Below are 22,574 nucleotides of genomic sequence, written 5' to 3'. Positions count from 1 at the left end.
ACCGGGGTATTCGCAAACGTTTTCCTTTTGCCTGTACCGGCCTCTTCGCGGGCACGCCCGCTCCCACAGGTATTCCACCAGGTTCGAGATCAGTGGAGATCCTGTGGGAGCGGGCGTGCCCGCGAAGAGGCCGGTACAGGCAAAAGGAAAACGTTTGCGAATACCCCGGTCCGACACTCAAGTATTCAAAGGCGACGCCGATCAACTGGCACCAGCGTCCCGGAAGAGGACGCGCTTCCCGTCGATATCAAGCGGGCGGTCAGCGTGATCAGGGACGATCCCGGCCTCTTGCCAGGAGCTTCTTCATGTCTCAACCGCGTGCCCGAATTGCCTCGCAACTCGGTGTCGCCCTCGCCATCGTGCTGGCGCTGGTGATTTCCGGCAGTACCCTGTTCGCCCTGCGTGCGCTGGACGACGCCAACCTCGCCACCCGCCAGGCCCACCTGGCCAGCGAAGCGCGGCTGCTAGCCGACCAGCTCGATACCTTCCACGGTTCGCTCAAGGACAACACCCAGCGCTTGAGCGGTCTGTTCGAGCGCCGCTTCGCCTCGGGCCTGTCGCTGCACGCTGGCGAGACCGTGCAGGTCGCAGGCCTTGCCACGCCCGCCCTGTACCTGGGTGATCGGCTGCTGAACAACGATTTCCAGGTGGTCGACGAGTTCCAGCAGATGACCGCCGGCATCGCGACCCTGTTCGTGCGCAGCGGCGATGACTTCGTGCGCATCAGCACCAACCTGAAGAAACAGGACGGCACCCGCGCCATCGGTACCCAGCTCGATCGCCAGCACCCGGCCTATACCAAGCTGCTGGCCGGGCAGATGTACGTCGGCCGCGCCGTGCTGTTCGAGCGCAACTATATGACCCGCTACGTGCCGGTCAGCGACAGCAGCGGCCGGGTGATCGCGGTGCTGTTCGTCGGCTTCGACTACACCGACGCGCAAAACGCCCAGTTCGCCAACCTCAAGCGCTTCCGTATCGGTGAAACCGGCTCCCTGGCCATTCGCGATGAAAAAGACCAATGGCTGGTGCCTCCGGCCAATGCCGACCAGGACCTGTTCAGCGCCAGCGCGCCGTTCGCCGAGGGCCCCTGGACCGTGGTCGCCAGCATGCCGAAGGCAGAAATTCGCGAAGTGACCTGGAGCGTCGGCCTGCGCCTGGCCATTGGCAGCCTGCTGGCGATGATGCTGGCCGTGGCCGCCACCCTGTGGCTGCTGCGCCGCAAGCTGCGGCCGCTGGATGATCTGGTGCGCCAGGCCGAAGCTCTCGGTGCCGGCGACCTGAATGCGCGCCTGAGCGTGTCCAGCCACGACGAAATCGGCCAGCTGGCGCGCAGCTTCAACCAGATGGGTGAGGCACTGGCGACCATGGTCGAGCACATTCGCAGTGCCTCCGAGCAGGTCAGCAGCCGTGCGCGCTCGCTGTCCGGGCTGTCTACCGGTGCCTGCGAGGGCATGGACCAGCAGTCCGGCGAGATCACCAGCATGGCCGGTGCGGTGGAGGAGTTCAGCGCGACCTCGATGAACATCGCCGACAACATGGCCGGTACCGAACGCATGGCCCGCGACAATGCCCAGCAGACGCGCATCGGCCGCAGTGCCATGGACGAAGCGTCGAGCTCGCTACGGCAGATTGCCGAAGCCCTGGGCGGCACCGCCACGGTGATGGACAGCCTGGGCGCACGCTCGCAGGAGATCGGCGGCATCATCAGCGTGATCACCGCGATTGCCGAACAGACCAACCTGCTGGCGCTGAACGCCGCCATCGAGGCTGCCCGGGCCGGTGAGCAGGGCCGTGGCTTTGCCGTGGTCGCCGATGAAGTGCGCGGGCTGGCCGCGCGCACGCGCCAGGCCACCGATGAGATTTCCGGGATGATCACCAGCATCCAGCAACAGACCGGGCATGCCATCAATACCCTGGAACAGGGCAATCAGCTGATGCAGGAAGGGCTGGCGCGCAACGACAAGGTCGCCGAGGCGTTGGCGCGCATTGATGAGCAAAGCCGCACGGCGGGTGAACAGTTTGCCGTGATCAGCACGGCAACCCAGGAGCAGAGCAGCACGGCCACCGTGCTCAGCCGCAACCTGCAGAGCATTGCCCAGGCCAACAGCGAGCAGCGCGATGTGGCCAACGAGCTGGCCTTTACTGCGCGGGAACTGGAAGGGCTGGCGGCGCAACTGCGCCAGGAAGTGGACCGCTTCCGCTGAGACCGCAGGGGGCCGCTTCGCGGCCCTTTCGCGACACAAGGCCGCTCCTACAGGAGTGCGCGCTGCCTTTGTAGGAGCGGCCTTGTGTCGCGAAAGGGGCGCAAAGCGCCCCCGGCAATCCTGAGCCTTACATCGAGCCCAGGTTCAGCGCCTGGGCACAGGCTTGCAACGAGCGCCGCTCGCTCTGCGCATACAGCGCCAGCTCATCCTGCACCTGCAGCCCCAATGCCGCCTCGAAAGCCTCGCGGTTAGCATTGCTGCCATACTCGGCCTGGCCTTCATCCCCCAGGTTCGACTGGAAGATCCCCGCCGCACTCACCGGCAGGAAGTCCTCGTAAACCAGTGCCTCGAAGTGCACATGGCCGGCCGCGATCAGGCCTTCCAGCGTAGTCGGGCGGTCCTGCTGTTCGCGCTGCGCCATACCTTTCTCCGTTGCGAAATAGCGGAAGTACGCCAGCCCCTGCTCACGCATCTGCGCCAGGTCATCCGGGAATGCAGCGAAGCTTTCCTGCAGCAGCGCCCTGTAGCGCTCGGCATTGGCCTCGGCGGGTGCGCCACCCAGGGCGGCGCGGGTGGCATCGAGCAGTTTGTCGTACAGCTGGCGGCCCTTCGGCGTCAGCGCTGCACCGCGCTGTTCGATCTCGCCGAAACGAGCGGTGTGGCTGCCCTGGTGATCGCTGAACGCAACCTGCTCCTGCAGCGCCTTGAAGCTGGTCTGGCGCAGCAGAATCGGGTGGCGACGGGTCGGCGGGCCTTCGACCACGGCTTTCGGCGGGATGCCCTTGGCCGGCATGCCGACCTGGATCGCGTCGATGTCCAGGGTGCGCGGGGTCAGGTGATTGATGTGCGGGCCTTTGAAGGCCACCACGTCGGCGATCAGGCGGTGCTGGTCGTGCAGCTGCTGGTACTGCTCGGCAGTGACCGTGGCGTCCTGGTGCCAGCGGAAGGTGTGCAGGGCTTCGCGGACGAACTCGTCGGCATCTGCTTTGTTCAGGCCGCCATCGTGCTCAGATTGAGCGATCAGTTCGAGTGCGCGGGCGGTGAAGATCTTGCGCTTGGCGAGGATGCCCTGGGCCAGTTCACGCAGTGGCAGGTTGTCGATCAGCTCCAGGCGCAGCAGCGAGGTGAACACGCGGAACGGGCTGACGTGCAGCGACTGCTCGTGCACGGCGCGGAACGCGGTGGAGTGCACCGGCACGCCCGCGGAGCTGAGGTCGTAGTAGCCGACCGGCGCCATGCCCATCACCGCGAACAGGCGGGCGATGGTGGCCAGCTCTTCGGCTGTGCCGACGCGGATGGCGCCGTGACGCTCCTGGTCCAGGCGCTCGATCTCGCCGGTCCAGCGCAGGGCCTCGGCCACTTTGGGCTGTTCGGCCATGACCTGCTGGTTGATTTCGCTCACCAGCTCCAGCAGCGTGCCGTACAGCGGCACTTCCTGTTTGTACATGAGCGACATGGCGGCAGAGAACTGCGCGCGGATGCTGTCGGGGCTGACGAAATCGTGGGCGGGCATCGCTAGCTTCCTGGTTAGGTTCGGACACTTACATGAAAGCTGGGAATGCACTTGGCTCACAAGCGAAAAAAAGTGAGTGTGTCATTCCTTTTTTGATCGACCTCCATGGCCCTTTCGCGGCTAAAGCCGCTCCCACAGGTACTGCACAGGATTCAGACTTTGCACAGTACCCTGTGGGAGCGGCTTTAGCCGCGAAGAGGCCCTCAAGCCTGGAGCTGCTCGCGAATCCATTCCACCAATGCCCTGACCTTGGGCACCTCCGCCGCATGCTCTGCATACGCCAGATAGTGTTTACCGGCACTGCGCATTGCATGGTTCCAGGCAATCGCCAGGCTTCCCTCAGCCAGCTCCTTGGTCACCAGGTAGCGCGGCACCAACGCCACCCCACACCCGGCCTGCGCCGCACTCAACGCCATGTAGAACGTATCGAAGCGCGGCCCATGGTAGGCGCTGACACTGTGCAACCCCTGCTCAAGGAACCACTCATGCCAGGCTTCCGGCCGCGACGTGCTCTGCAACAGCACCATGTCCGCCAACTCACTTGCATCCGCCAGCTCACGCCCGGCCAGCAACTCCGGCGCACACACCGGCACCACCTGTTCGCCGAACAGTTCCACGCAGGTAGCCCCCGGCCAGGTGCCCTGGCCATAGAAGAACACCACGTCCGCCGAGCCCTGCAGCAAGGCGAACGGCTCCATCTCGTTGCGGATGTCGAGGTGGATGTTCGCGTGCCGTTTGCCAAAACCCTTGAGGTGCGGGATCAGCCAGCGCACGCCAAAACTCGGTTGAGTGGCTACTTTCAATATCTCGGTCTGCTCGCCGTAGGTGAGCACGTAGCGGCTGGACATGTCGACCTGGGTGAGGATCTTGTTGACCTCGGCCAGGTACAGACTGCCAGCGGGCGTGAGTTGCAGGCGCCGGCGGATGCGCAGGAACAGGTGATGGCGCAGCATCTCTTCGAGCTGCGCCACCTGTTTGCTGACCGCACTCTGGGTCAGGTGCAGCTCTTCGGCGGCACGGGTAAAGCTCAGGTGACGGGCTGCAGCTTCGAAGCACTGCAGGGCGGTCATGGAGGGCACCAGGCGTTTGGACATAGCGGTCTCTGCGGCTTAAATCATTACCTGACGGAATGATAAGCGGAATAAAGGTCGTTTGTTGCACCGGTGTGATCGGATTAATACTGATCCACATCATTTTTCCACCCCATCACCCGATGTAGGAGAAGCACAAATGGTTGCTGGATTGCTCGAGCGCCTTGGCGTTGCCGCCGAGGCTTACACCCAGGGCGACTACCCTGTTCACACGCCGATCGACGGCAGTCAGATCGCCAAGGTGAAATTGCTCGGCAAGGCCGAGACCATCGCCCGCATCGATCAGGCCCAGAGCGCCTTCGAGGCCTGGCGCAGCGTGCCGGCCCCGCGCCGTGGCGAGCTGGTGCGCCTGTTCGGCGAAGTGCTGCGTGAGCACAAGGCCGATCTCGGCGAGCTGGTCTCGATCGAAGCCGGCAAGATCACCCAGGAAGGCCTGGGCGAAGTGCAGGAAATGATCGACATCTGCGACTTCGCCGTCGGCCTGTCGCGCCAGCTGTACGGCCTGACCATCGCCTCCGAGCGCCCGGGCCACCACATGCGTGAAACCTGGCACCCGCTGGGCGTGGTCGGTGTGATCAGCGCCTTCAACTTCCCGGTTGCGGTATGGGCCTGGAACACCGCGCTGGCCCTGGTGGCTGGTAACTCGGTGGTGTGGAAGCCGTCCGAGAAGACTCCGCTGACCGCCCTGGCTTGCCAGGCGCTGTTCGAAAAAGCCCTGAAGGCCTTTGGCGATGCCCCGGCTGGCCTGGCACAACTGGTGATCGGCGGCCGCGAAGCTGGCGAAGCCATGGTCGACGACCCACGCGTACCGCTGGTCAGCGCCACCGGCAGCACCCGCATGGGCCGTGAAGTGGGCCCACGTGTTGCCGCCCGCTTCGGTCGCAGCATCCTTGAGCTGGGTGGCAACAACGCCATGATCCTGGCCCCGAGCGCCGACCTCGACCTGGCCGTGCGCGGCATCCTGTTCTCTGCGGTCGGCACTGCCGGCCAGCGCTGCACCACCCTGCGCCGCCTGATTGTGCACCGCTCGATCAAGGACGAGGTGGTTGCCCGCGTCAAAGCCGCCTACGGCAAAGTGCGTATCGGCGACCCACGCAAGGACAACCTGGTCGGCCCGCTGATCGACAAGCAGTCGTTCGACGCCATGCAGGGTGCACTGGCCAAGGCCCGTGACGAGGGTGGTCAGGTGTTCGGCGGCGAGCGTCAGCTGGCCGAGCAGTACCCGAATGCCTACTACGTGTCGCCGGCCATCGCTGAAATGCCGGCCCAGAGCGACGTGGTGCGCCACGAAACCTTCGCGCCGATCCTCTACGTGCTGGCCTACGACGACTTCGAAGAGGCCCTGCGCCTGAACAACGAAGTGCCACAAGGCCTGTCGTCGTGCATCTTCACCACCGACATTCGCGAAGCCGAGCGCTTCCAGAGTGCGTCGGGCAGCGACTGCGGCATCGCCAACGTCAACATTGGCACCAGCGGCGCCGAGATTGGCGGGGCGTTCGGTGGCGAGAAGGAGACTGGCGGTGGTCGTGAGTCCGGTTCCGATGCCTGGAAAGGCTACATGCGTCGCCAGACCAACACCGTGAACTACTCGCGCGAGCTGCCGCTGGCGCAGGGTATCGTGTTCGACTGATGGATTGATGCTGCATGGCCGGGGGCTTTGCCCCCGGTTCGCGGGCAAGCCCGCTCCCACAGGGTCCCCACAGCCTTCGAAACTGTGAGGTCCCTGTGGGAGCGGGCTTGCCCGCGAATGGGCTGCAAAGCAGCCCCAACAAGAACAACACTGCTGGAGCCGGGCCATGTCCGAACTGCGTCAACAATGCTTGTGGGAACACGTCAGCCAACCAAGCGTCGCCAGCCAGGCCCTGGCCGGGGAACACAAGGCCGATGTCTGCGTGATCGGCGGTGGCATCACCGGCCTGTCGGCGGCCATCCACCTGCTCGAGCAGGGCAAGTCGGTGATCCTGCTGGAAGCCTGGAAGATCGGCCACGGCGGCTCCGGTCGCAACGTCGGCCTGGTCAACGCCGGCACCTGGATCCGCCCCGATGACGTCGAAGCAACCCTCGGCCAGAAGCAGGGCAGCCGCCTGAACAAGGTGCTGGGTGAAGCCCCGGCTGAAGTGTTCGCCATGATCGAGCGCCTCGGCATCGACTGCCAGGCCCAGCACAAAGGCACGCTGCACATGGCGCACAACGCCACCGGCATCGCCGACCTCGAAGCTCGTCACGAACAATGGCGCCGCCGCGGTGCCGACGTCGAGCTGCTGACCGGCGCCCAGTGCCAGGAATACTGCGGTACCGACAAGATTTCCGCCGCGCTGCTCGACCGCCGCGCCGGCACCATCAACCCGATGGGCTACACCCAGGGCCTGGCTGCCGCCGTGGCGCGCCTGGGCGGCAAGCTGTTCCAGCAATCCTCGGTCGAAGGCCTTGAGCGCGAGGGCGATGCCTGGCGGGTGAAGACCGCGCGTGGTTCGGTACGCGCCGAGAAAGTGGTGATTTCCACTGGTGCCTACACCGAAGGCGACTGGAGCAACCTGCAGAAGCAGTTCTTCCGAGGCTACTACTACCAGGTGGCATCCAAGCCGCTGCACGGCGCGGCAGCCGACAAGGTGCTGCCGCACGGCCAGGGCTCGTGGGACACCCGCACCGTACTCAGCAGCATCCGCCGCGACGATCAGGGCCGCCTGCTGCTGGGCAGCCTCGGCCGGGTCGACAACAAGCCGGCCTGGTTCGTGCGCAGCTGGGCCGACCGGATCCAGAGCCATTACTACCCGGAACTGGGCAAGGTCGAGTGGGAAATGCACTGGACCGGCTGCATCGATTTCACCCCGGACCACCTGATGCGGCTGTTCGAGCCGGCGCCGGGGCTGGTGGCGGTGACCGGCTATAACGGCCGTGGCAATACCACCGGGACCGTGATTGGCCGGGCGTTTGCCGAGTTTCTGCTGAAGGGAGAGGCGGACAGCCTGCCGATCCCGTTCTCACCGATGACCGGGGTGAGTGCGCCGTCGTTGCGGACCGCGTTCTATGAATCAGGGTTCTCGCTGTACCACGCCGGTCAATGTCTGAGGGTTGTGCTGTAGCTAATGGCCTCTTCGCGGGTAAACCCGCTCCCACAGGTACTGCACAGGATTCAGACCTTGCGCGATCCCTGTGGGAGCGGGTTTACCCGCGAAGAGGCCAGTACAGGCTTACTTGTGCAACCAGCTCAAGAAGCCACCCTTCTTGATCGAAACCGGCTTCTGCAGCAAAAACGACTCCCGGCTCTGCCGCCGGAACCGCTGCAGTTTGCTCAGTGCGGTCTGCACCTCTCCACGCTGCACCAGGCAGCTCTTCACCTGCTCCTTGTCGATGCGGTACAGCACGCAGCTGGTCAGGGTACGGAACTCGGCAAACGAGTTGTCTTCATCGATGATCCCCTCGATCCCCAGCACCTCGCCCGGCCCCATGCGCCCGGCCTCCAGCAGCTTGTCGCCATCGCGCACCGACGCCGACACCACGCCGCTGCCAATCACCAGCAAATGCTCGGATTGCTCACCCACCTCCAGGATCACCTGGTCGGCCAGGTACTCAACCGCAGTCATGCGCTGGCTCAAGGCATCCCGTTCTTCAGCACTCAACGAGCGGAACACCCGCACCTCGTCCAGCACTTCGCGCTGACGGCTGCGCGGTGGCATGGCCAGGTCGACGTTCCACATCACCCCGCTGGCTTCCAGATGGCGGTGCGCCAGGTCGAACAGCTGATTGCGGGCTTCGGTCTTGCCGCCCATGTCAGCGATGAAGCCGCTGGCCTCGTACTCCACCGACTCCAGCGTCGAGGCTTTCACCGAGACCTTGGGCTTGGGTGAGGCGAGGATTGCGCTGGTGCCCTGCAGGGCTTTCTCCAGGGCATCGAAAACCCGCTTGGGGCGTACCTTGGCCGGCACCACCACGCAGATCGACACCCCGTTCACATCGGCCGGGCGGCTGTGGTTGAGCAGCCGCGCCTTGGCCGCCACCGAGTTGGGAATCACCGCCAGGCTGCCACTGCCGGTGAGCAGGCGCGTGGCGCGCCAGTCGATGTCCAGCACCTTGCCCTCGGTACCGTCGATGGAGATCGAATCGCCAATCTGATACGGCCGCGTGGTGTTCAGCACGATGCCGCTGAACACGTCGGCCAGGGTGCTCTGCAGCGCCAGGCCGATGACGATGGCCATCACCCCGGAAGTGGCCAGCAGGCCCTTCACCGGCAGTTGCAGCACATAGCCCGCGGCAGCGACCACGGCCGCGAGGAAGATCAGCGCCCCCAGCACATCCTGCAGCAGGCGCCCACCGTGGCTGCCACGGGCCACCAGCAGCAGGCCGAACACCACCGTCACCGTGCGCGCGCCAAACAGCCACCAGCCGATGGTCAATACGGTGGCGATCAGGTTGCGCGATACATCGTCGGGCCACGGCGGCGGTTGCAGCGGGCTCATCCCGGCGGTTACCAGCACCGCGCTGAACAGCAGGAAGATCGCCAGCCGCGTGCCGATGCGCCAGGCCAGGCGCTGGATCGGGATCAACTGCCAGAGCATGAGGTCGAGCAGGATCAGGGCGGTACCGAGCAACAACGGGGACGACTGGATGAACGCCAGCATGGTGGTCTCGGGGGTGAGGGGAGGGCTGTGCGTAGTAATAGAGCAGCTTGGTCGGGCAAGCAATGAGGCCAGCAAATCCACTGCCAACAGATCGTTCATTAAATGGAACGCTAAAGCCAAAAACCGCTATCTACCGCTCCAAAGGTGGTGGTTTTAATCTTCTCCCATCAACGCGAAACACCCCCACTTACTGAAAACCGAAATCCTTAGGAGCTACCGCCATGACCAACTTCAAATACAACCGCCTGAACAAAGACGACGCCGCTGTCCTGCTGGTCGACCACCAGGCTGGCCTGCTGTCCCTAGTCCGCGACATCGAGCCGGACGCGTTCAAGAACAACGTCCTGGCCCTCGCCGACCTGGCCAAGTTCTTCAACCTGCCGACCATCCTCACCACCAGCTTCGAGCAAGGCCCCAATGGCCCGCTGATGCCAGAGTTGAAGGCGCTGTTCCCGGACGCCCCATACATCGCCCGCCCAGGCCAGATCAACGCCTGGGACAACGAAGACTTCGTCAAGGCGGTGAAGGCCACCGGCAAGAAGCAACTGATCATCGCTGGCGTGGTGACTGAAGTCTGCGTGGCCTTCCCGGCGCTGTCGGCCCTGGAAGAAGAGTTCGAAGTGTTCGTGGTAGCCGATGCCTCCGGTACCTTCAACGCCATGACCCGCGACGCCGCCCACGACCGCATGAGCCAGGCCGGCGCGCAAATGATGACCTGGTTCGGCGTGGCCTGTGAGCTGCACCGCGACTGGCGCAACGACATCGAAGGCCTGGCCGCGCTGTGCTCCAACCACATCCCGGACTACCGCAACCTGATGACCAGCTACAACGCCTTCAACGCCAACAAGTAAGCCGCTCCCCCGGGCACCGCCAGGCGGTGCCCGCCACGGGCAGCACACCCATTCAATCCTCCGCCCGTCTGCCGTTGCACAGTGGATGCGGGCAAGCTCATCCCAAGGAACGCCGATGAACACCGCACTCCAAGACAACCGCAACGTGGTGACCTTGGTCATCCAGCACAAGGTTCGCGCCGAGTCGCTGGCGGCCTACGAAGCGTGGCTCAAGCGTACGGTCAGCACCGCACGCCGCCAGCCGGGGCACCTGGACGTCAACGTCATTCGTCCCGACCAGGGCGGGCTGCACTTCACCACCGTGGTGCGCTTCGCCGACGCCAGCCTGCTGCAAGCCTGGGTCAACTCGGCCGAACGCCAGGCGCTGGTCAACGAAGTGCTGCCATTGCTCGAAGGCGGTGACCACACCCAGGTGCACGACGACCCGGAGTTCTGGTTCACCCCGCCAAGCGTCAACGCCGCTCAACCGCCACGCTGGAAGCAGGCGCTGCTGACCTACCTGGTGATCTGCCCGATGACCCTGGTCATCCCGCAATTGCTGGCGCCGCTGTTTGCGCGCTTCCCGCAGCTGGGCGGCCCGATCAGCGGCAACCTGATCGTCAACCTGTTCGTCATCCTGCCCGTGGTGTTCTACATCATGCCTTGGGTAACCCGCCGCTGCGCCAACTGGCTGCGCGGCTGAGCCACGCCTGCACCTTCAGACTTTCAAGGAGATACCGACATGACTACGCTCGTAACCCGCGACGGCACTTCGATCTATTACAAGGACTGGGGCAGCGGCAAACCGGTGCTGTTCAGCCACGGCTGGCCGCTGGACGCCGATATGTGGGACTCGCAGATGGAGTTCCTGGCCAGCCGCGGCTACCGCGCCATTGCCTTCGACCGCCGTGGTTTCGGCCGTTCGAGCCAGCCGTGGACCGGCTACGACTACGACACCTTCGCCGACGATATCGCCCAGCTGATCGAACACCTCGACCTGCGTGAAGTGACCCTGGTGGGCTTCTCGATGGGGGGTGGTGATGTCAGCCGCTACATCGCCCGCCACGGCAGCGAGCGGGTGGCCGGGCTGGTGCTGCTGGGTGCGGTGACACCGGTGTTCGGCAAGCGTGAAGACAACCCTGAAGGGGTCGACCTGTCGGTATTCGAAGGTATCCGCGCCGGCCTGCGTGCCGACCGGGCGCAGTTCATCGCTGATTTCGCCACACCGTTCTATGGCCTGAACCATGGGCAGCAGGTGTCCCAAGGCGTGCAGACCCAGACCCTGAACATCGCGCTGATGGCGTCGATCAAGGGCACCCTCGATTGCGTGACTGCGTTCTCGGAGACCGACTTCCGCCCGGATATGGCCAGGATCGATGTGCCGACTCTGGTGATCCATGGTGACGACGACCAGATCGTGCCGTTCGAGACCACCGGCAAGCAGGCGGCGGAGCTGATTCGCGGGGCTGAGCTGAAGGTGTATGCCGGCGCGCCGCACGGGTTTGCCGTGACTCATGCGCAGCAGCTGAATGAAGACTTGCTGGCGTTCCTCCAGAAGTAACGGTGGGAGGCCTTCGCGGGCTCGCCCGCTCCCACAGGAATAGCGCAGCAGTCGAAACCTGTGATTTCCCTGTGGGAGCGGGCTTGTCCCGCGAAGAGGCCAGCCCAGGCAGCACAAATTTTCAACAGGGCTAACCTTCTACGACCCACCGCACATCCGTGCAATCCCAGGCCTTGCATCAACCGGCATGCTCCGCAGTTGCGCCTGCCGCCGCCGCACCCAGATGGAGAAGCCCATGCCCCAGGACCGCAACGACAAGACCCGTCGCCAGTTCCTTGCCACCAGCACCGTGCTCGGTGCCGCCGGCGCCCTCTGGTCTGCATTGCCCTTCACCGGCCAAGCCGGTTCCGCCCACGCATCCACCCAAGGAGGCTCCATGTCCGCCGACCTGATTCTGTTCAACGGCAAACTGCACACCGTTGACCGCGAAAAGCCCACCGCCACTGCCGTCGCCATCAAGGACGGCCGCTTCATCGCCGTGGGCAACGACGCCGAGGCCATGGCCCACAAGGGCAGCGCCACGCAGATCATCGACCTCAAGCAGCGCACGGTGATCCCCGGCCTGAACGACTCGCACCTGCACCTGATTCGTGGTGGCCTGAACTACAACCTCGAACTGCGCTGGGAAGGCGTGCCGTCGGTGGCCGATGCCCTGCGCATGCTCAAGGACCAGGCCGCACGTACGCCGACGCCACAGTGGGTGCGCGTGGTCGGTGGCTGGAACGAATTCCAGTTCGCCGAAAAACGCATGCCGACCCTGGAAGAAATCAACCAGGCCGCGCCCGATACCCCGGTATTCCTGCTGCACCTGTATGACCGTGCGCTGCTCAACCGCGCCGCGCTCAAGGCTGTCGGCTACACCAAGGACACGCCAAACCCGCCGGGTGGCGAGATCCAGCGCGACAAGTTCGGCAACCCGACCGGCATTCTGATCGCTCGCCCCAACGCGATGATCCTCTACGCGACCCTGGCCAAAGGGCCGAAGCTGCCGCTGGAATATCAGGTCAACTCCACGCGCCAGTTCATGCGCGAGCTGAACCGCCTGGGCCTGACCAGTGCCATCGATGCCGGCGGCGGTTACCAGAACTTCCCCGATGACTACTCGGTGATCCAGGCGCTGGCCGACAACAACCAGCTGACCGTGCGCATCGCCTACAACCTGTTCACCCAGAAGCCCAAGGAAGAGCTGGACGACTTCCGCAAGTGGACCTCCAGCGTCAAGCTGCACAGCGGTACCGACTTCCTGCGCCACAACGGTGCTGGCGAGATGCTGGTGTTCTCCGCCGCCGACTTCGAGGACTTCCTCGAACCGCGCCCGGACCTGCCGCAAACCATGGAAGAAGAGCTGGAACCGGTGGTGCGCCACCTGGTCGAGCAGCGCTGGCCATTCCGCCTGCACGCCACCTACAACGAATCGATCACGCGCATGCTCGACGTGTTCGAGAAGGTCAACCGCGACATCCCGTTCAACGGCCTGCCGTGGTTCTTCGACCACGCCGAAACCATCACACCGCAGAACATCGAACGCGTGCGAGCGCTGGGCGGCGGTATCGCCATCCAGGACCGCATGGCCTTCCAGGGTGAATACTTCGTCGATCGCTACGGCGCCAAGGCTGCCGAGCAGACCCCGCCGATCAAGCGCATGCTCGACATGGGCGTGCCGGTGGGTGCCGGTACCGATGCCACCCGCGTGTCCAGCTACAACCCGTGGACTTCGCTGTATTGGCTGGTCAGCGGCAAGACCGTCGGCGGCATGGAGCTGTACAAGGAGGGCCTGGACCGCGAAACCGCGCTGCAATTGTTCACCCAGGGCAGTGCCTGGTTCTCCAGCGAGCAGGGCAAGAAGGGCCAGATCAAAGTGGGCCAGCTGGCCGACCTGGCGGCATTGTCGCTGGACTTCTTCAGCGTCGATGAAGAAGCGATCAAGGGCATCGAGTCGGTGCTGACGATCGTTGACGGCAAGGTGGTGTACGGCGCGGCCGAATTCGACAAGCTCGGCCCGCCGCAGGTGCCGGTGCTGCCGGAGTGGTCACCGGTGGTCAAGGTGCCGGGGCATTGGCGTGTAGGCACGCCATCGCTGGCGGCAGCCGTGCACCAGTGTTCGGGGCCATGCGGGGTGCATGCGCACAGCCATGACAAGGCGCGTCAATCGAGTGTGCCGGTCAATGACTTCCAGGGCTTCTGGGGGGCGTTGGGTTGCTCGTGCTTTGCTTTCTAAGGTGAGCTGATGTGGAAAGGGGGCTCTTTACTGGCCCCCTTTTTTGTTCCTGCAGTGCTGGCCTTTTCGCGGGCTCGCCCGCTCCCACAGGTACAGTGCATCCCTCAGGCTCTACGCGGTCCCTGTGGGAGCGGGCATGCCCGCGAAGAGGCCGGAACAGGCAGCATCAATGGTGAGCCTTGTGCTCCCCCCCAGCCAACAGATGCCGGATCTTCACTTCGACCCCATTGGTCTGCAGCATCCGCACCCGCGCCTCGATCTTCAGCTCACCCCGGGTCACCCGATGGTGATGCCGCAAATGCTCCAGCCACGACTCCTCGAAGAAGAACTCAAGCCAAAGCGCAGGGTCTGCACTGTCACGCATCAACCCCCACGACAGTGCGCCATTGCGCTTGCGCATCGCCTCCAGCTCCCGCGCAGCCTGCTGGAACGCCTCGGCCTTGGCCGGCTCGATGTGGTACTCCACGGTCACCATCACCGGCCCGCTTTCCTTGTCCATGTCATCGCTCAGCACCGGTACCGGCCAGTGCAGCGACGGTGTCAGCTCCTCGGCTTCGGTTTCCGGCAGAGTGACCTTGCAGGTCAGCAATGTACCTAGCGCCAGGCCACCGGCAGCCAGCAACAGGCTCAGGGTGATCGACGCATGGCTTGCCAGCGTACCCCACAGCAACCCGCCGCTGGCCATGGCACCGAAGAAGACCAGGATGTACACCGACAACGCCCGCGCCCGTACCCAGGCCGGTACCGAGGTCTGCGCCGCCACCTGCAGGTTGGACAGCACCGCGATCCACGCCGCGCCACTGAGCAGCATCGCCGGCAGCAGCACATGGAAATTGCGCACTAGCGCCAGGGCCAGCAGGAACAGGGCATACAGCAAGCTGGCGAGCATCACCAGGCGGTCGCGGCTGATGCGCTCGCGCAGGCGTGGCAGCAAGGTGGCGCCGGCTACCGCGCCGATGCCGATGGCCGCCAGCAGCAGGCCGAAGTCTGCCGCAGTGCCGTGCATCTCACCGCGCACGATCAACGGCAACAGCGAGGTCCCGGCGCTGGCGCAGAAAAAGAACGCCAATGCCCGCAACAGCACGGCCTGCAAGGGTTTGGCACTGCGCGCAAAGCGCAGGCCGGTGCGCATGGCACCGACGAAGCGCTCGGCCGGCAACAACGGCTCCTTCACCTCGCGCTTCCACAGGAACAGCACCAGGATCACCCCGGCGAAGGAAGCGGCATTCAGGGCGAACGTCAGCCAGGGGCCGACCATGCTCACCACCACGCCGGCCAGCGCCGGGCCGATGGCGCGGGACACGTTGATGCCGACGCTGGAAATGGCCACCGCGTTGGCCAGGTCTTCCTTGCCCACCAACTCCGGCGTGAGTGCGCTCCAGGCCGGCATCATCAACGCCGTGCCGATGCCCAGCGCCAATGTCAGCACCAGCAGCAGGGTGACATTCATCAGCCCGAGCAGCGTCAGGGCCGCCAGCACCACGGCCACCGATGACATCCACAACTGCACCAGCAGCAAGTAGCGGCGCTTGTCGACGATATCCGCTGCCGCGCCGGCTGGCAGGGCAAGGAAGAACATCGGCAGCGAGCCGGCCACCTGGATCAGCGCCACGTGCAGTGGGTTGGCTGACAGCGTGGTCATCAGCCAGCCGGCGCCCACCTCATGCATCCAGGTGCCGATATTGGAGGCGATGGTGGCAATCCACAGCATGCGGAAGGTGGTGTTGCGCAGCGGGCTCCAGGCGCCTGAAGGGGAAGTGCTCATGTCAGAAGCTGCCTTTGAGTGGGTATTCGATGATCAGGTAGATGCGGTCGATGTCATCGCCGGCCTGGGCCTGGTTGGCGCGATGGCTGACGTGGGAGAACGACAGGCTCAGGTCTTTGGCGGCGCCCGACTGCACCACGTATTTCAGGTCGACATCGCGCTCCCAGTGCTTGCCGCCCTGGCCGTACTTGTTCACGTAGGCACCGCCTGCAGGCGCATGGCTGCCATCGATGCCGCGGCCGCTGACGTAGCGGCCCATCAAGCTCAGGCCGGGGACCCCGAGGGTGGCGAAGTTGAGGTCGTAGCGCAGTTGCCACGAGCGTTCGCCGGGGCCGTTGAAGTCGGCGTACTTGATGGAGTTGGCCAGGTAGATGGAGTCACCGCCGACGAAGTCGAACGGCGTGTCGCCCTCGACCTTCTGGTAGGCCAGGGTCAGTGCCTGAGCGCCGAAGCTGTACTTGGTCAGCAGACTATAGGCGAGGGTGTCGATCGCTCCGGCGCTGGCGTTGCCGGTGTCGCGGGTCTTGTAGAGATTGCCGTCCAGGCGCCAGTTGCCCTCGGCGAGGTTCAGGTTGAGATAGGCCTGGCGCCAGGTGTCCTCAAGCTCTCCGGCGTACAGTGCGCCGCCGAACGGGCCGTGCGGCGCGAAGGTGGCGCCGGCCAGGCTGATGGCGCGGTTGCGGGTGGTGGCGCCGTAGCCGCTGAAATCGTCGTGGGTGGAGCTGTTGTCCTGGTTGTTGAAGGCCGTGAAGCGCCCGGCCTGCAGCCGCCAGTCGGGCAGGTCGGCGTTGTCCACCAACCAACCGGTGGCGTACTCCGGGTGCAGGCGCTTGTCGCCGGTGTCGAACACTGGGGTTTCCACAGTCATTTCGCCGTAGCGCAACTGGGTATTGCCCAGGCGCAGCTTGAGCGCGGCACCGGCACTGGAGTAGTCGGATTCGGCGCGGCCATCGCTGTCGCGGGGCAGCAGGCCGGTGCCGGCGTGCCCGCGACCGCCGTCGAGCTTGAGGCCGAGGAAACCGTGGGCGTCGAGGCCCAGGCCTACAGTGCCCTCGGTGTAGCCGGAGCGGACCTCGCCGATGAAACCCTGGGCCCATTCCTGGCGGTAGTTCTGGCCGCTGGCGGAGGGCGAGCGGAAGTCGCTGTGCAGGAAGTAGTTGCGGCTGAGCAGCGACCAGCCGGGTTCGTCGGCCTGGCCGAGTGCCGGGCAGAGCGCGAGGGTGGCGAACAGGGCGCGGCCTGGTCCGTGATTGGCGCGGATCATGGGGCCTCCAAGGGGGATGATCCGGGACTGTGGATGAAGGATAGGTCAGGGGTCTTGTAACGGTGTGCTGGCTGATCTGCTTTAGCCTCTTCGCGGGCGCGCCCGCTCCCACAGGATCACCAAAGGCTCCGAGCCCTGTGCGGTTCCTGTGGGAGCGGGCATGTCGAGGCGTCGAACCGCCGCGAAGAGGCCAGCACAGGCAGCCCAGGCCTCAAGCCATGTCGCTGATGGCGAACTCCTCGGCCAGGTGATCGATCAACGCCCGCACCGACGGCAACAACCCGCGCCGCGACGGGAAGATCGCATGCACGATGCCGCAACGTGGGTGCCAGTCAGGCGTCAGCTCCACCAGTCGCCCCGCCGCCAGGTCTTCACGCACCGCCACCCGCGGCAAATGCGCAATGCCCACTCCAGCCACCACGAAGTGGCGCAGGGCAAACAGGTCATCGGTCACCATGCGCGGCGTATGCGGGATGACGATGCTGCGGCTGCTGTCCTCGCCCTGGAACAGCTCCCACTGATACTCCCGCTGGGCGCTGCCCCAGTGCAGGCTTGGCAGCGTGCCGAGCAGCTGCGGGTCGAAGCCTTTCGGCAGCTGTTCCAGGTACTGCGGCTGGCCGACCAGGCACTGGGTGCTGTTGCTCAGCACCTTCATCACCATGTCGGTGTTCTCCAGCGGCGGGAAGCGCACCCGCAGCGCAATGTCGAAGCCCTCGTGCAGCAGGTCGACGCGGCGGTTGGTGCTCTCGATGAACAACTCTACCTGCGGGTATTTGAGCATGTAGCGGGTCAGCATCGGCCCGACCCAGGAGTTGAGCAGGGTGGTCGGGCAACTGATGCGCACCAGCCCGCGCGGTTCGCTGCGGTTGCGCTCGATGATCTCTGCCGCGCCCTCGGCCTCCACGCGCATGGCCAGGCAGCGGTTGTAGTAGGCCTGGCCGATCTCGGTCAGCGAGCAGTGGCGGCTGGTGCGGTGCAGCAGGCGCACGCCGAGGCGGTCCTCAAGGTCGGCGATGCGCCGGCTGAGCTTCGACTTGGGCATGTCCAGTGCCCGGCCGGCCGGGGCGAAGCCACCGTGCTCTACAACCTGGGTGAAGTAGTAGAGGGAATTGAGGTCTTCCAATGGTCGTTCTCCAAATGGAACGCTAAAGGCAATTTTCGCAGTCTACCGCCGTAAAGGTGATGATTTTAATCTGTGCCCATCAACGCGAAACACCCCAGATTGCTGAAAAATTCATAAACCTTAGGAGCACAGACCATGAGCAAATTCACCTACAACCGCCTGAACAAAGATGACGCTGCCGTACTGCTGGTCGACCACCAGGCGGGCCTGCTGTCCCTGGTCCGCGACATCGAGCCGGACAAGTTCAAGAACAACGTGCTGGCCCTGGCCGACCTGGCCAAGTTCTTCAACCTGCCAACCATCCTCACCACCAGCTTCGAGCAAGGCCCCAATGGCCCGCTGGTTCCAGAGCTGAAGGAACTGTTCCCGGATGCGCCGTACATCGCTCGCCCAGGCCAGATCAATGCCTGGGACAACGAAGACTTCGTCAAGGCGGTGAAGGCTACTGGCAAGAAGCAGCTGATCATTGCGGGTGTGGTTACCGAGGTCTGCGTGGCATTCCCGGCGCTGGCTGCTCTGGAAGAAGAGTTCGAGGTGTTCGTGGTGACTGATGCTTCCGGCACCTTCAACGAAATGACCCGCGACGCCGCCCACGACCGTATGAGCCGGGCCGGTGCCCAGCTGATGACCTGGTTCGGCGTGGCCTGTGAGCTGCACCGTGACTGGCGCAACGACATCGAAGGGTTGGCGGCGCTGTGCTCCAACCATATTCCGGACTACCGCAATCTCATGACCAGCTACAACGCCCTGACTGCTGGTAAATAACAGCGAGCAGCGCAAACTACAAAGGCCGGCCCCACCATGGGGCCGGCCTTTTTTGTTGCACTTTGTTCCAGCTGTTGACCCTTATTGATGGCGTTGTTAGCGTTTCATCTGAGCGCGAAGCCAGTTGTCATTCAGCGGCAGTAACTGGATCAGGAACCCCGTCGATGGCTGAATCATCAGCGTAGGGTGAGACCTCCACACCCCGGCTTGAGGGGGTGCATATGAATATCAGGCATTTGATGAGGGCCACTGGAGACAGTGGCCCTTTTCTGTGGTGGATACCAAGACTCAGCTTCAGCAAAGCACCTGTGGGAGCGGGCATGCCCGCGAAGGACTGCGCAGCAGTCCCAACAGTAATAAAGGGCGCAGAAAGTTCTGACAGCGCATACAGACGCTATGAACTGATATCCAGCGAGGAATGGGAGGAACATCGGGAAACCAATCCAGGAGATTTCCCATGCCTCAATTTGACCCTCCCTATCCGGGAGAATCACTGCGCGAAGATGTGTTGTTAGCAATCGCCATGACTACTCAGCAGTTGGCGAAGTTGCTTGATTACCCACAAGAGCAACTGGCCGCTGTACTCAGCGGCCATGCGCCTATCTCAGGCGAGCTGGCACAAAAACTAGAGGCCGCTGGCCTGGGAACTGCCCGCCAATACCTGGCCGAGCAGGCAGCCTACGATGACTGGCAGAGGCGTTAATCCGCATCCGAATCAAACAACCGCGCCAACTCCACCCGCGCCTCCTTGGCCGTCTGCATCACCTTGGCCCGGTCATCGCGCACCAGGCCCTGAGCCTCCAGCACTTCCTCGTCATGCTGGGCAAACCGCTCGATCCGGTCCGCCGCCTGCTCGTCGCTCAAGCCCAGCCCGACCAGCGCCCGGCGGGTCATCTCCAGGCTGGAGTAGAACGTCTCGCGAATCGGCTCGGCGCCGACATCCGCCAGCTTGTGCACATGCTGGCGGTTACGCGCCCGGGCCAGCACTTTCAAGTGCGGATATTGGCGCTTCACTCGTTCAGCAGTGTGGATGGCGGCTTCGGGGTCATCGATGGTGATGATGAAGTATTCCGCTTCACCGACCTTGGCCGCATGCAGCACCTCGGGGCGCAGCGGGTCGCCGTAGAACACTGGCACCTGTTCGAACATGCGCGTCATCTCGATGGTGTCCACCGAGGTTTCCAGGGCAATGAACGGGATTTTCTGCGCGCGCAGGATGCGCGCGACGATCTGGCCCATGCGGCCCATGCCGACGATCACCACCCGTGGCGTGCCGGCGTCGATGGTCTTGTATTGCTCGGGCACTTCACGCGCCGGTTGCGGGCGTTTGAGGGCGCGGGCGCAGCCGAGCATCAGCAGCGGGGTGATGGCCATCGACAGGGTGATGGTCATCAGCAGCAGGTCGTAGGTCTGGGCGTCGAACAGGCCTTGGTCCTTGCCCAGCTTGAACACCACGAAGGCGAACTCGCCACCAGCCGCCAGCACCATGCCCAGGCGCAGCGCGCTGGCGCTGTTGAGGCCACCGGCCAGGCGGCCGACGCCGATCAGCAGGGCCAGCTTCACCGCCACCAGCAGCAGGGTCAGGCCCAGCAGCACCAGTGGCATTTCCAGCAGCAGGCTCAGGTTGGCACCCATGCCGACGCTGATGAAGAACAGCCCCAGCAGCAGGCCCTTGAACGGCTCGATCTGTGATTCGAGCTCGTGACGGTACTCCGAGTCGGCCAGCAGCAGGCCGGCGAGGAAGGCGCCCAGGGCCATGGAAATGCCGGCTTCTTCCATCAGCCAGGCGGTGCCGATCACTACCAGCAGCGCGGTGGCGGTGGACACTTCCGGCAGGCCGGTGCGGGCCACGGTGCGGAACACCGGGCGCAGCAGGTAGCGGCCGCCAATGATGACCACGGCGATGCTGGCGAATACCTTCAGGCCGTGTTGCAGGCTGTCGCCGTGGCTGGTGTCCGGGCCGCTGGCGGCCAGCAACGGGACCAGGGCGATCAGCGGGATCGCGGCGATGTCCTGGAACAGCAGGATGGCAAACGCCAGGCGGCCATGGGGCGCGTTGAGCTGCTTGGTTTCAGCCAGGCTCTGCAGGCCGAGGGCGGTGGACGACAGCGCCAGGCCCAGGCCGAGCACGATGGCGGCCGGTAGCGACTGGCCAAAGCCGAACAGGGCGATGGCGCCAATCACCGCGCCGGTCAGCAGCACCTGGGCGGTGCCGACGCCGAACACCGACTTGCGCATCAGCCACAGGCGCTTGGGCGACAGCTCAAGGCCGATGATGAACAGCAGCAGGACCACGCCCAGCTCGGAAATGTGCGCGACGCTTTCGGTGTCGCGGATCAGGCCCAGGGCCTGCGGGCCGATGGCCACGCCGGCGAGCAGGTAACCGATTACGGCCCCCAGTTGCAGGCGCTTGGCCAGTGGGACGGCGACAACGGCGGCGAGCAGAAAGATCACCGCGGTTTGCAGAAGGCTGCCTTCGTGTGGCATTGGCTCGTACTCCATGAGCTGCCGGGGCAGCGTTTGAACAGTTTGGCGGACAATTCTGGAGGTTGGTTGTGAGCCAGACAATCTGCTGTCGAGTAGACACATTGTCCCGATTGGGTTGACAGACTCAGGCCCCGCCAAACTGCGCCCGATACTGCGCCGGTGTCATGCCGATCCGCTCGCAGAACACCTTTCTCATATGCCGGTCACTGCCAAACCCGCAGCGCGCCGCCACCACCTTCAACGGCAGCTCGCCGCATTCGAGCAGCTTGCGCGCCTGGTCGATCCGCGCATTCTGCAGGTACTGCAACGGCGTGATCCCGACCTCTCGCTGAAAGGTCCGGGCAAAGTTGCGCCCACTCATAGCCACCAGGTCGGCCATCTTTTGCACGGTGAACGCCTGGTCGATGTGGTCGACGATATAAGCCTGCACCCGGGCAATTGGCGAATCATCCCGCGGTACGGCGGCCAGCAGCGGCCCGTAAGGCGTCTGCCCGCCCTGGCGATGGCGGGCGACCAGCAGCACCTTGGCCACTTCCAGGGCCAGCGCCTTGCCGTGGTCCTCGGCCACCACCGCCAGCGCCAGATCGATCCCGGCAGTGATCCCGCCCGAAGTGATCAGGCTGCGGTCGATCACGTAGATCTGCTCGGTCTCGACCTTGGCCTCGGGAAACGTCTGGGCCAGGCGCTCCACGTAGTTCCAGTGGGTGGTGCAGCGATAGCCGCCGAGCAACCCGGCACGTCCGAGTAAAAACACCCCCGTGCAGATCGCGCCGAAGCGCTGGGCCTGTTGCACCGCCTGGGGCAGCCAGCGTTCGATCGCCGGCAGGGCGACGTGGTAGGCCCCCGGTCCACCGGGTACCAGCAACAGGTCGACGCTGGCCGGCAATTGCTCCAGGCGCAGGTCGGCCACCACCTTCAGGCCGCATGAGCCGCGAATGGTCCCTTGGCCTTCGGCCACGGTCACCAACCGATAATGTTGGTCTGCAGGCAAGAACCGGTTGGCGATGGCAAAGGCATCCATCGGCCCGGTTACGTCCAGCAATAGCACGTCGTTGAACAGCACCATGGCCACGGTTCGATGAGCGCGAATTTCCTGCATACCCCATAGCCCTTCGTGTCCTGAGCACTGCATCT

Annotated in this window: 17 protein-coding genes; 9 read left to right on the top strand and 8 right to left on the bottom strand. The window is 64.5% G+C overall.

Annotated features, from left to right (window positions below):
* Positions 1 to 305: 305 nt before the first annotated feature.
* Positions 306 to 2,204 carry a methyl-accepting chemotaxis protein gene (locus J7573_RS20765; RefSeq protein ID WP_294339801.1) on the top strand — a complete coding sequence of 633 codons (1,899 nt, stop codon included), beginning with the start codon at positions 306 to 308 and terminating at the stop codon, positions 2,202 to 2,204.
* Between the two features lie 127 nt (positions 2,205 to 2,331).
* Here the strand turns inward: J7573_RS20765 and J7573_RS20760 are convergent, their stop codons facing one another.
* Both J7573_RS20760 and J7573_RS20755 read right to left on the bottom strand, forming a co-directional pair.
* Positions 2,332 to 3,717 (bottom strand): VOC family protein, encoded by a 1,386-nt coding sequence (locus J7573_RS20760; RefSeq protein WP_294339799.1) that lies wholly within the window; start codon positions 3,715 to 3,717, stop codon positions 2,332 to 2,334.
* Between the two features lie 203 nt (positions 3,718 to 3,920).
* Positions 3,921 to 4,811 (bottom strand): LysR family transcriptional regulator, encoded by an 891-nt coding sequence (locus tag J7573_RS20755; RefSeq protein WP_294339797.1) that lies wholly within the window; start codon positions 4,809 to 4,811, stop codon positions 3,921 to 3,923.
* 136 nt (positions 4,812 to 4,947) lie between these two features.
* Between J7573_RS20755 and J7573_RS20750 the strand changes: the two genes are divergently transcribed.
* Both J7573_RS20750 and J7573_RS20745 read left to right on the top strand, forming a co-directional pair.
* A complete protein-coding gene (locus J7573_RS20750) occupies positions 4,948 to 6,438 on the top strand; it encodes an aldehyde dehydrogenase family protein (protein ID WP_103448501.1) in 1,491 nt (496 codons plus the stop codon).
* Positions 6,439 to 6,604: 166 nt separating this feature from the next.
* Complete coding sequence (locus tag J7573_RS20745; RefSeq protein WP_294339792.1) at positions 6,605 to 7,891, top strand: FAD-binding oxidoreductase; 1,287 nt, start codon at positions 6,605 to 6,607, stop codon at positions 7,889 to 7,891.
* A gap of 108 nt (positions 7,892 to 7,999) precedes the next feature.
* Here J7573_RS20745 and J7573_RS20740 read toward each other — a convergent pair whose 3' ends face one another.
* Positions 8,000 to 9,427 carry a mechanosensitive ion channel family protein gene (locus J7573_RS20740; protein WP_294339790.1) on the bottom strand — a complete coding sequence of 476 codons (1,428 nt, stop codon included), beginning with the start codon at positions 9,425 to 9,427 and terminating at the stop codon, positions 8,000 to 8,002.
* A gap of 221 nt (positions 9,428 to 9,648) precedes the next feature.
* Here J7573_RS20740 and ycaC (J7573_RS20735) point away from each other — a divergent pair, with 221 nt between their 5' ends.
* The 4 genes from ycaC (J7573_RS20735) to J7573_RS20720 all read left to right on the top strand — a co-directional run bounded on the left by ycaC (J7573_RS20735) (position 9,649) and on the right by J7573_RS20720 (position 14,036).
* On the top strand, positions 9,649 to 10,278 hold the full coding sequence (gene ycaC, locus J7573_RS20735; RefSeq protein ID WP_294339788.1) for an isochorismate family cysteine hydrolase YcaC: 630 nt from the start codon (positions 9,649 to 9,651) through the stop codon (positions 10,276 to 10,278).
* Positions 10,279 to 10,393: 115 nt separating this feature from the next.
* Complete coding sequence (locus J7573_RS20730) at positions 10,394 to 10,960, top strand: antibiotic biosynthesis monooxygenase (protein ID WP_294339786.1); 567 nt, start codon at positions 10,394 to 10,396, stop codon at positions 10,958 to 10,960.
* A gap of 39 nt (positions 10,961 to 10,999) precedes the next feature.
* Entirely contained in the window at positions 11,000 to 11,818 is an 819-nt protein-coding gene (locus tag J7573_RS20725) for an alpha/beta hydrolase (protein ID WP_294339784.1), read from the top strand.
* Between the two features lie 376 nt (positions 11,819 to 12,194).
* Complete coding sequence (locus J7573_RS20720; protein ID WP_294339804.1) at positions 12,195 to 14,036, top strand: amidohydrolase; 1,842 nt, start codon at positions 12,195 to 12,197, stop codon at positions 14,034 to 14,036.
* A gap of 166 nt (positions 14,037 to 14,202) precedes the next feature.
* Here the strand turns inward: J7573_RS20720 and J7573_RS20715 are convergent, their stop codons facing one another.
* From J7573_RS20715 to J7573_RS20705, 3 genes are all read right to left on the bottom strand, one after another.
* On the bottom strand, positions 14,203 to 15,801 hold the full coding sequence (locus tag J7573_RS20715; RefSeq protein ID WP_294339782.1) for an MFS transporter: 1,599 nt from the start codon (positions 15,799 to 15,801) through the stop codon (positions 14,203 to 14,205).
* Position 15,802: 1 nt separating this feature from the next.
* Positions 15,803 to 17,065, bottom strand: a complete 1,263-nt coding sequence (locus J7573_RS20710) for an OprD family porin (protein WP_294339780.1) — start codon at positions 17,063 to 17,065, stop codon at positions 15,803 to 15,805.
* 211 nt (positions 17,066 to 17,276) lie between these two features.
* Positions 17,277 to 18,188 carry a LysR substrate-binding domain-containing protein gene (locus tag J7573_RS20705; RefSeq protein ID WP_294339776.1) on the bottom strand — a complete coding sequence of 304 codons (912 nt, stop codon included), beginning with the start codon at positions 18,186 to 18,188 and terminating at the stop codon, positions 17,277 to 17,279.
* 135 nt (positions 18,189 to 18,323) lie between these two features.
* Here J7573_RS20705 and ycaC (J7573_RS20700) point away from each other — a divergent pair, with 135 nt between their 5' ends.
* Entirely contained in the window at positions 18,324 to 18,953 is a 630-nt protein-coding gene (ycaC, locus tag J7573_RS20700) for an isochorismate family cysteine hydrolase YcaC (RefSeq protein ID WP_079230358.1), read from the top strand.
* A 457-nt stretch (positions 18,954 to 19,410) separates the two neighbouring features.
* Positions 19,411 to 19,656 (top strand): HigA family addiction module antitoxin, encoded by a 246-nt coding sequence (locus tag J7573_RS20695; protein WP_294339772.1) that lies wholly within the window; start codon positions 19,411 to 19,413, stop codon positions 19,654 to 19,656.
* On the opposite strand, the gene J7573_RS20690 is transcribed toward J7573_RS20695, so the two are convergent.
* Positions 19,653 to 21,440 carry a monovalent cation:proton antiporter-2 (CPA2) family protein gene (locus J7573_RS20690; protein WP_294339768.1) on the bottom strand — a complete coding sequence of 596 codons (1,788 nt, stop codon included), beginning with the start codon at positions 21,438 to 21,440 and terminating at the stop codon, positions 19,653 to 19,655. The genes J7573_RS20695 and J7573_RS20690 overlap by 4 nt on opposite strands.
* 124 nt (positions 21,441 to 21,564) lie before the next feature.
* Positions 21,565 to 22,539, bottom strand: a complete 975-nt coding sequence (locus J7573_RS20685) for a DJ-1/PfpI family protein (RefSeq protein ID WP_294339766.1) — start codon at positions 22,537 to 22,539, stop codon at positions 21,565 to 21,567.
* Positions 22,540 to 22,574: the final 35 nt, after the last annotated feature.

The organism is Pseudomonas sp. (assembly GCF_017744435.1).
Taxonomy (GTDB): Bacteria; Pseudomonadota; Gammaproteobacteria; order Pseudomonadales; family Pseudomonadaceae; genus Aquipseudomonas.
The sequence above is the reverse complement of the archived record's forward strand: the minus strand, read 5'-3'. Positions and strand labels throughout refer to the sequence as shown.

Bases quoted from the DNA above. Each gene is read 5' to 3' on its own strand.
- J7573_RS20765 (WP_294339801.1), top strand. From the start codon at position 306: ATGTCTCAACCGCGTGCCCGAATTGCCTCGCAACTCGGTGTCGCCCTC.
- J7573_RS20760 (WP_294339799.1), bottom strand. From the start codon at position 3,717: ATGCCCGCCCACGATTTCGTCAGCCCCGACAGCATCCGCGCGCAGTTC.
- J7573_RS20755 (WP_294339797.1), bottom strand. From the start codon at position 4,811: ATGTCCAAACGCCTGGTGCCCTCCATGACCGCCCTGCAGTGCTTCGAA.
- J7573_RS20750 (WP_103448501.1), top strand. From the start codon at position 4,948: ATGGTTGCTGGATTGCTCGAGCGCCTTGGCGTTGCCGCCGAGGCTTAC.
- J7573_RS20745 (WP_294339792.1), top strand. From the start codon at position 6,605: ATGTCCGAACTGCGTCAACAATGCTTGTGGGAACACGTCAGCCAACCA.
- J7573_RS20740 (WP_294339790.1), bottom strand. From the start codon at position 9,427: ATGCTGGCGTTCATCCAGTCGTCCCCGTTGTTGCTCGGTACCGCCCTG.
- ycaC (WP_294339788.1), top strand. From the start codon at position 9,649: ATGACCAACTTCAAATACAACCGCCTGAACAAAGACGACGCCGCTGTC.
- J7573_RS20730 (WP_294339786.1), top strand. From the start codon at position 10,394: ATGAACACCGCACTCCAAGACAACCGCAACGTGGTGACCTTGGTCATC.
- J7573_RS20725 (WP_294339784.1), top strand. From the start codon at position 11,000: ATGACTACGCTCGTAACCCGCGACGGCACTTCGATCTATTACAAGGAC.
- J7573_RS20720 (WP_294339804.1), top strand. From the start codon at position 12,195: ATGTCCGCCGACCTGATTCTGTTCAACGGCAAACTGCACACCGTTGAC.
- J7573_RS20715 (WP_294339782.1), bottom strand. From the start codon at position 15,801: ATGAGCACTTCCCCTTCAGGCGCCTGGAGCCCGCTGCGCAACACCACC.
- J7573_RS20710 (WP_294339780.1), bottom strand. From the start codon at position 17,065: ATGATCCGCGCCAATCACGGACCAGGCCGCGCCCTGTTCGCCACCCTC.
- ycaC (WP_079230358.1), top strand. From the start codon at position 18,324: ATGAGCAAATTCACCTACAACCGCCTGAACAAAGATGACGCTGCCGTA.
- J7573_RS20695 (WP_294339772.1), top strand. From the start codon at position 19,411: ATGCCTCAATTTGACCCTCCCTATCCGGGAGAATCACTGCGCGAAGAT.
- J7573_RS20690 (WP_294339768.1), bottom strand. From the start codon at position 21,440: ATGCCACACGAAGGCAGCCTTCTGCAAACCGCGGTGATCTTTCTGCTC.
- J7573_RS20685 (WP_294339766.1), bottom strand. From the start codon at position 22,539: ATGCAGGAAATTCGCGCTCATCGAACCGTGGCCATGGTGCTGTTCAAC.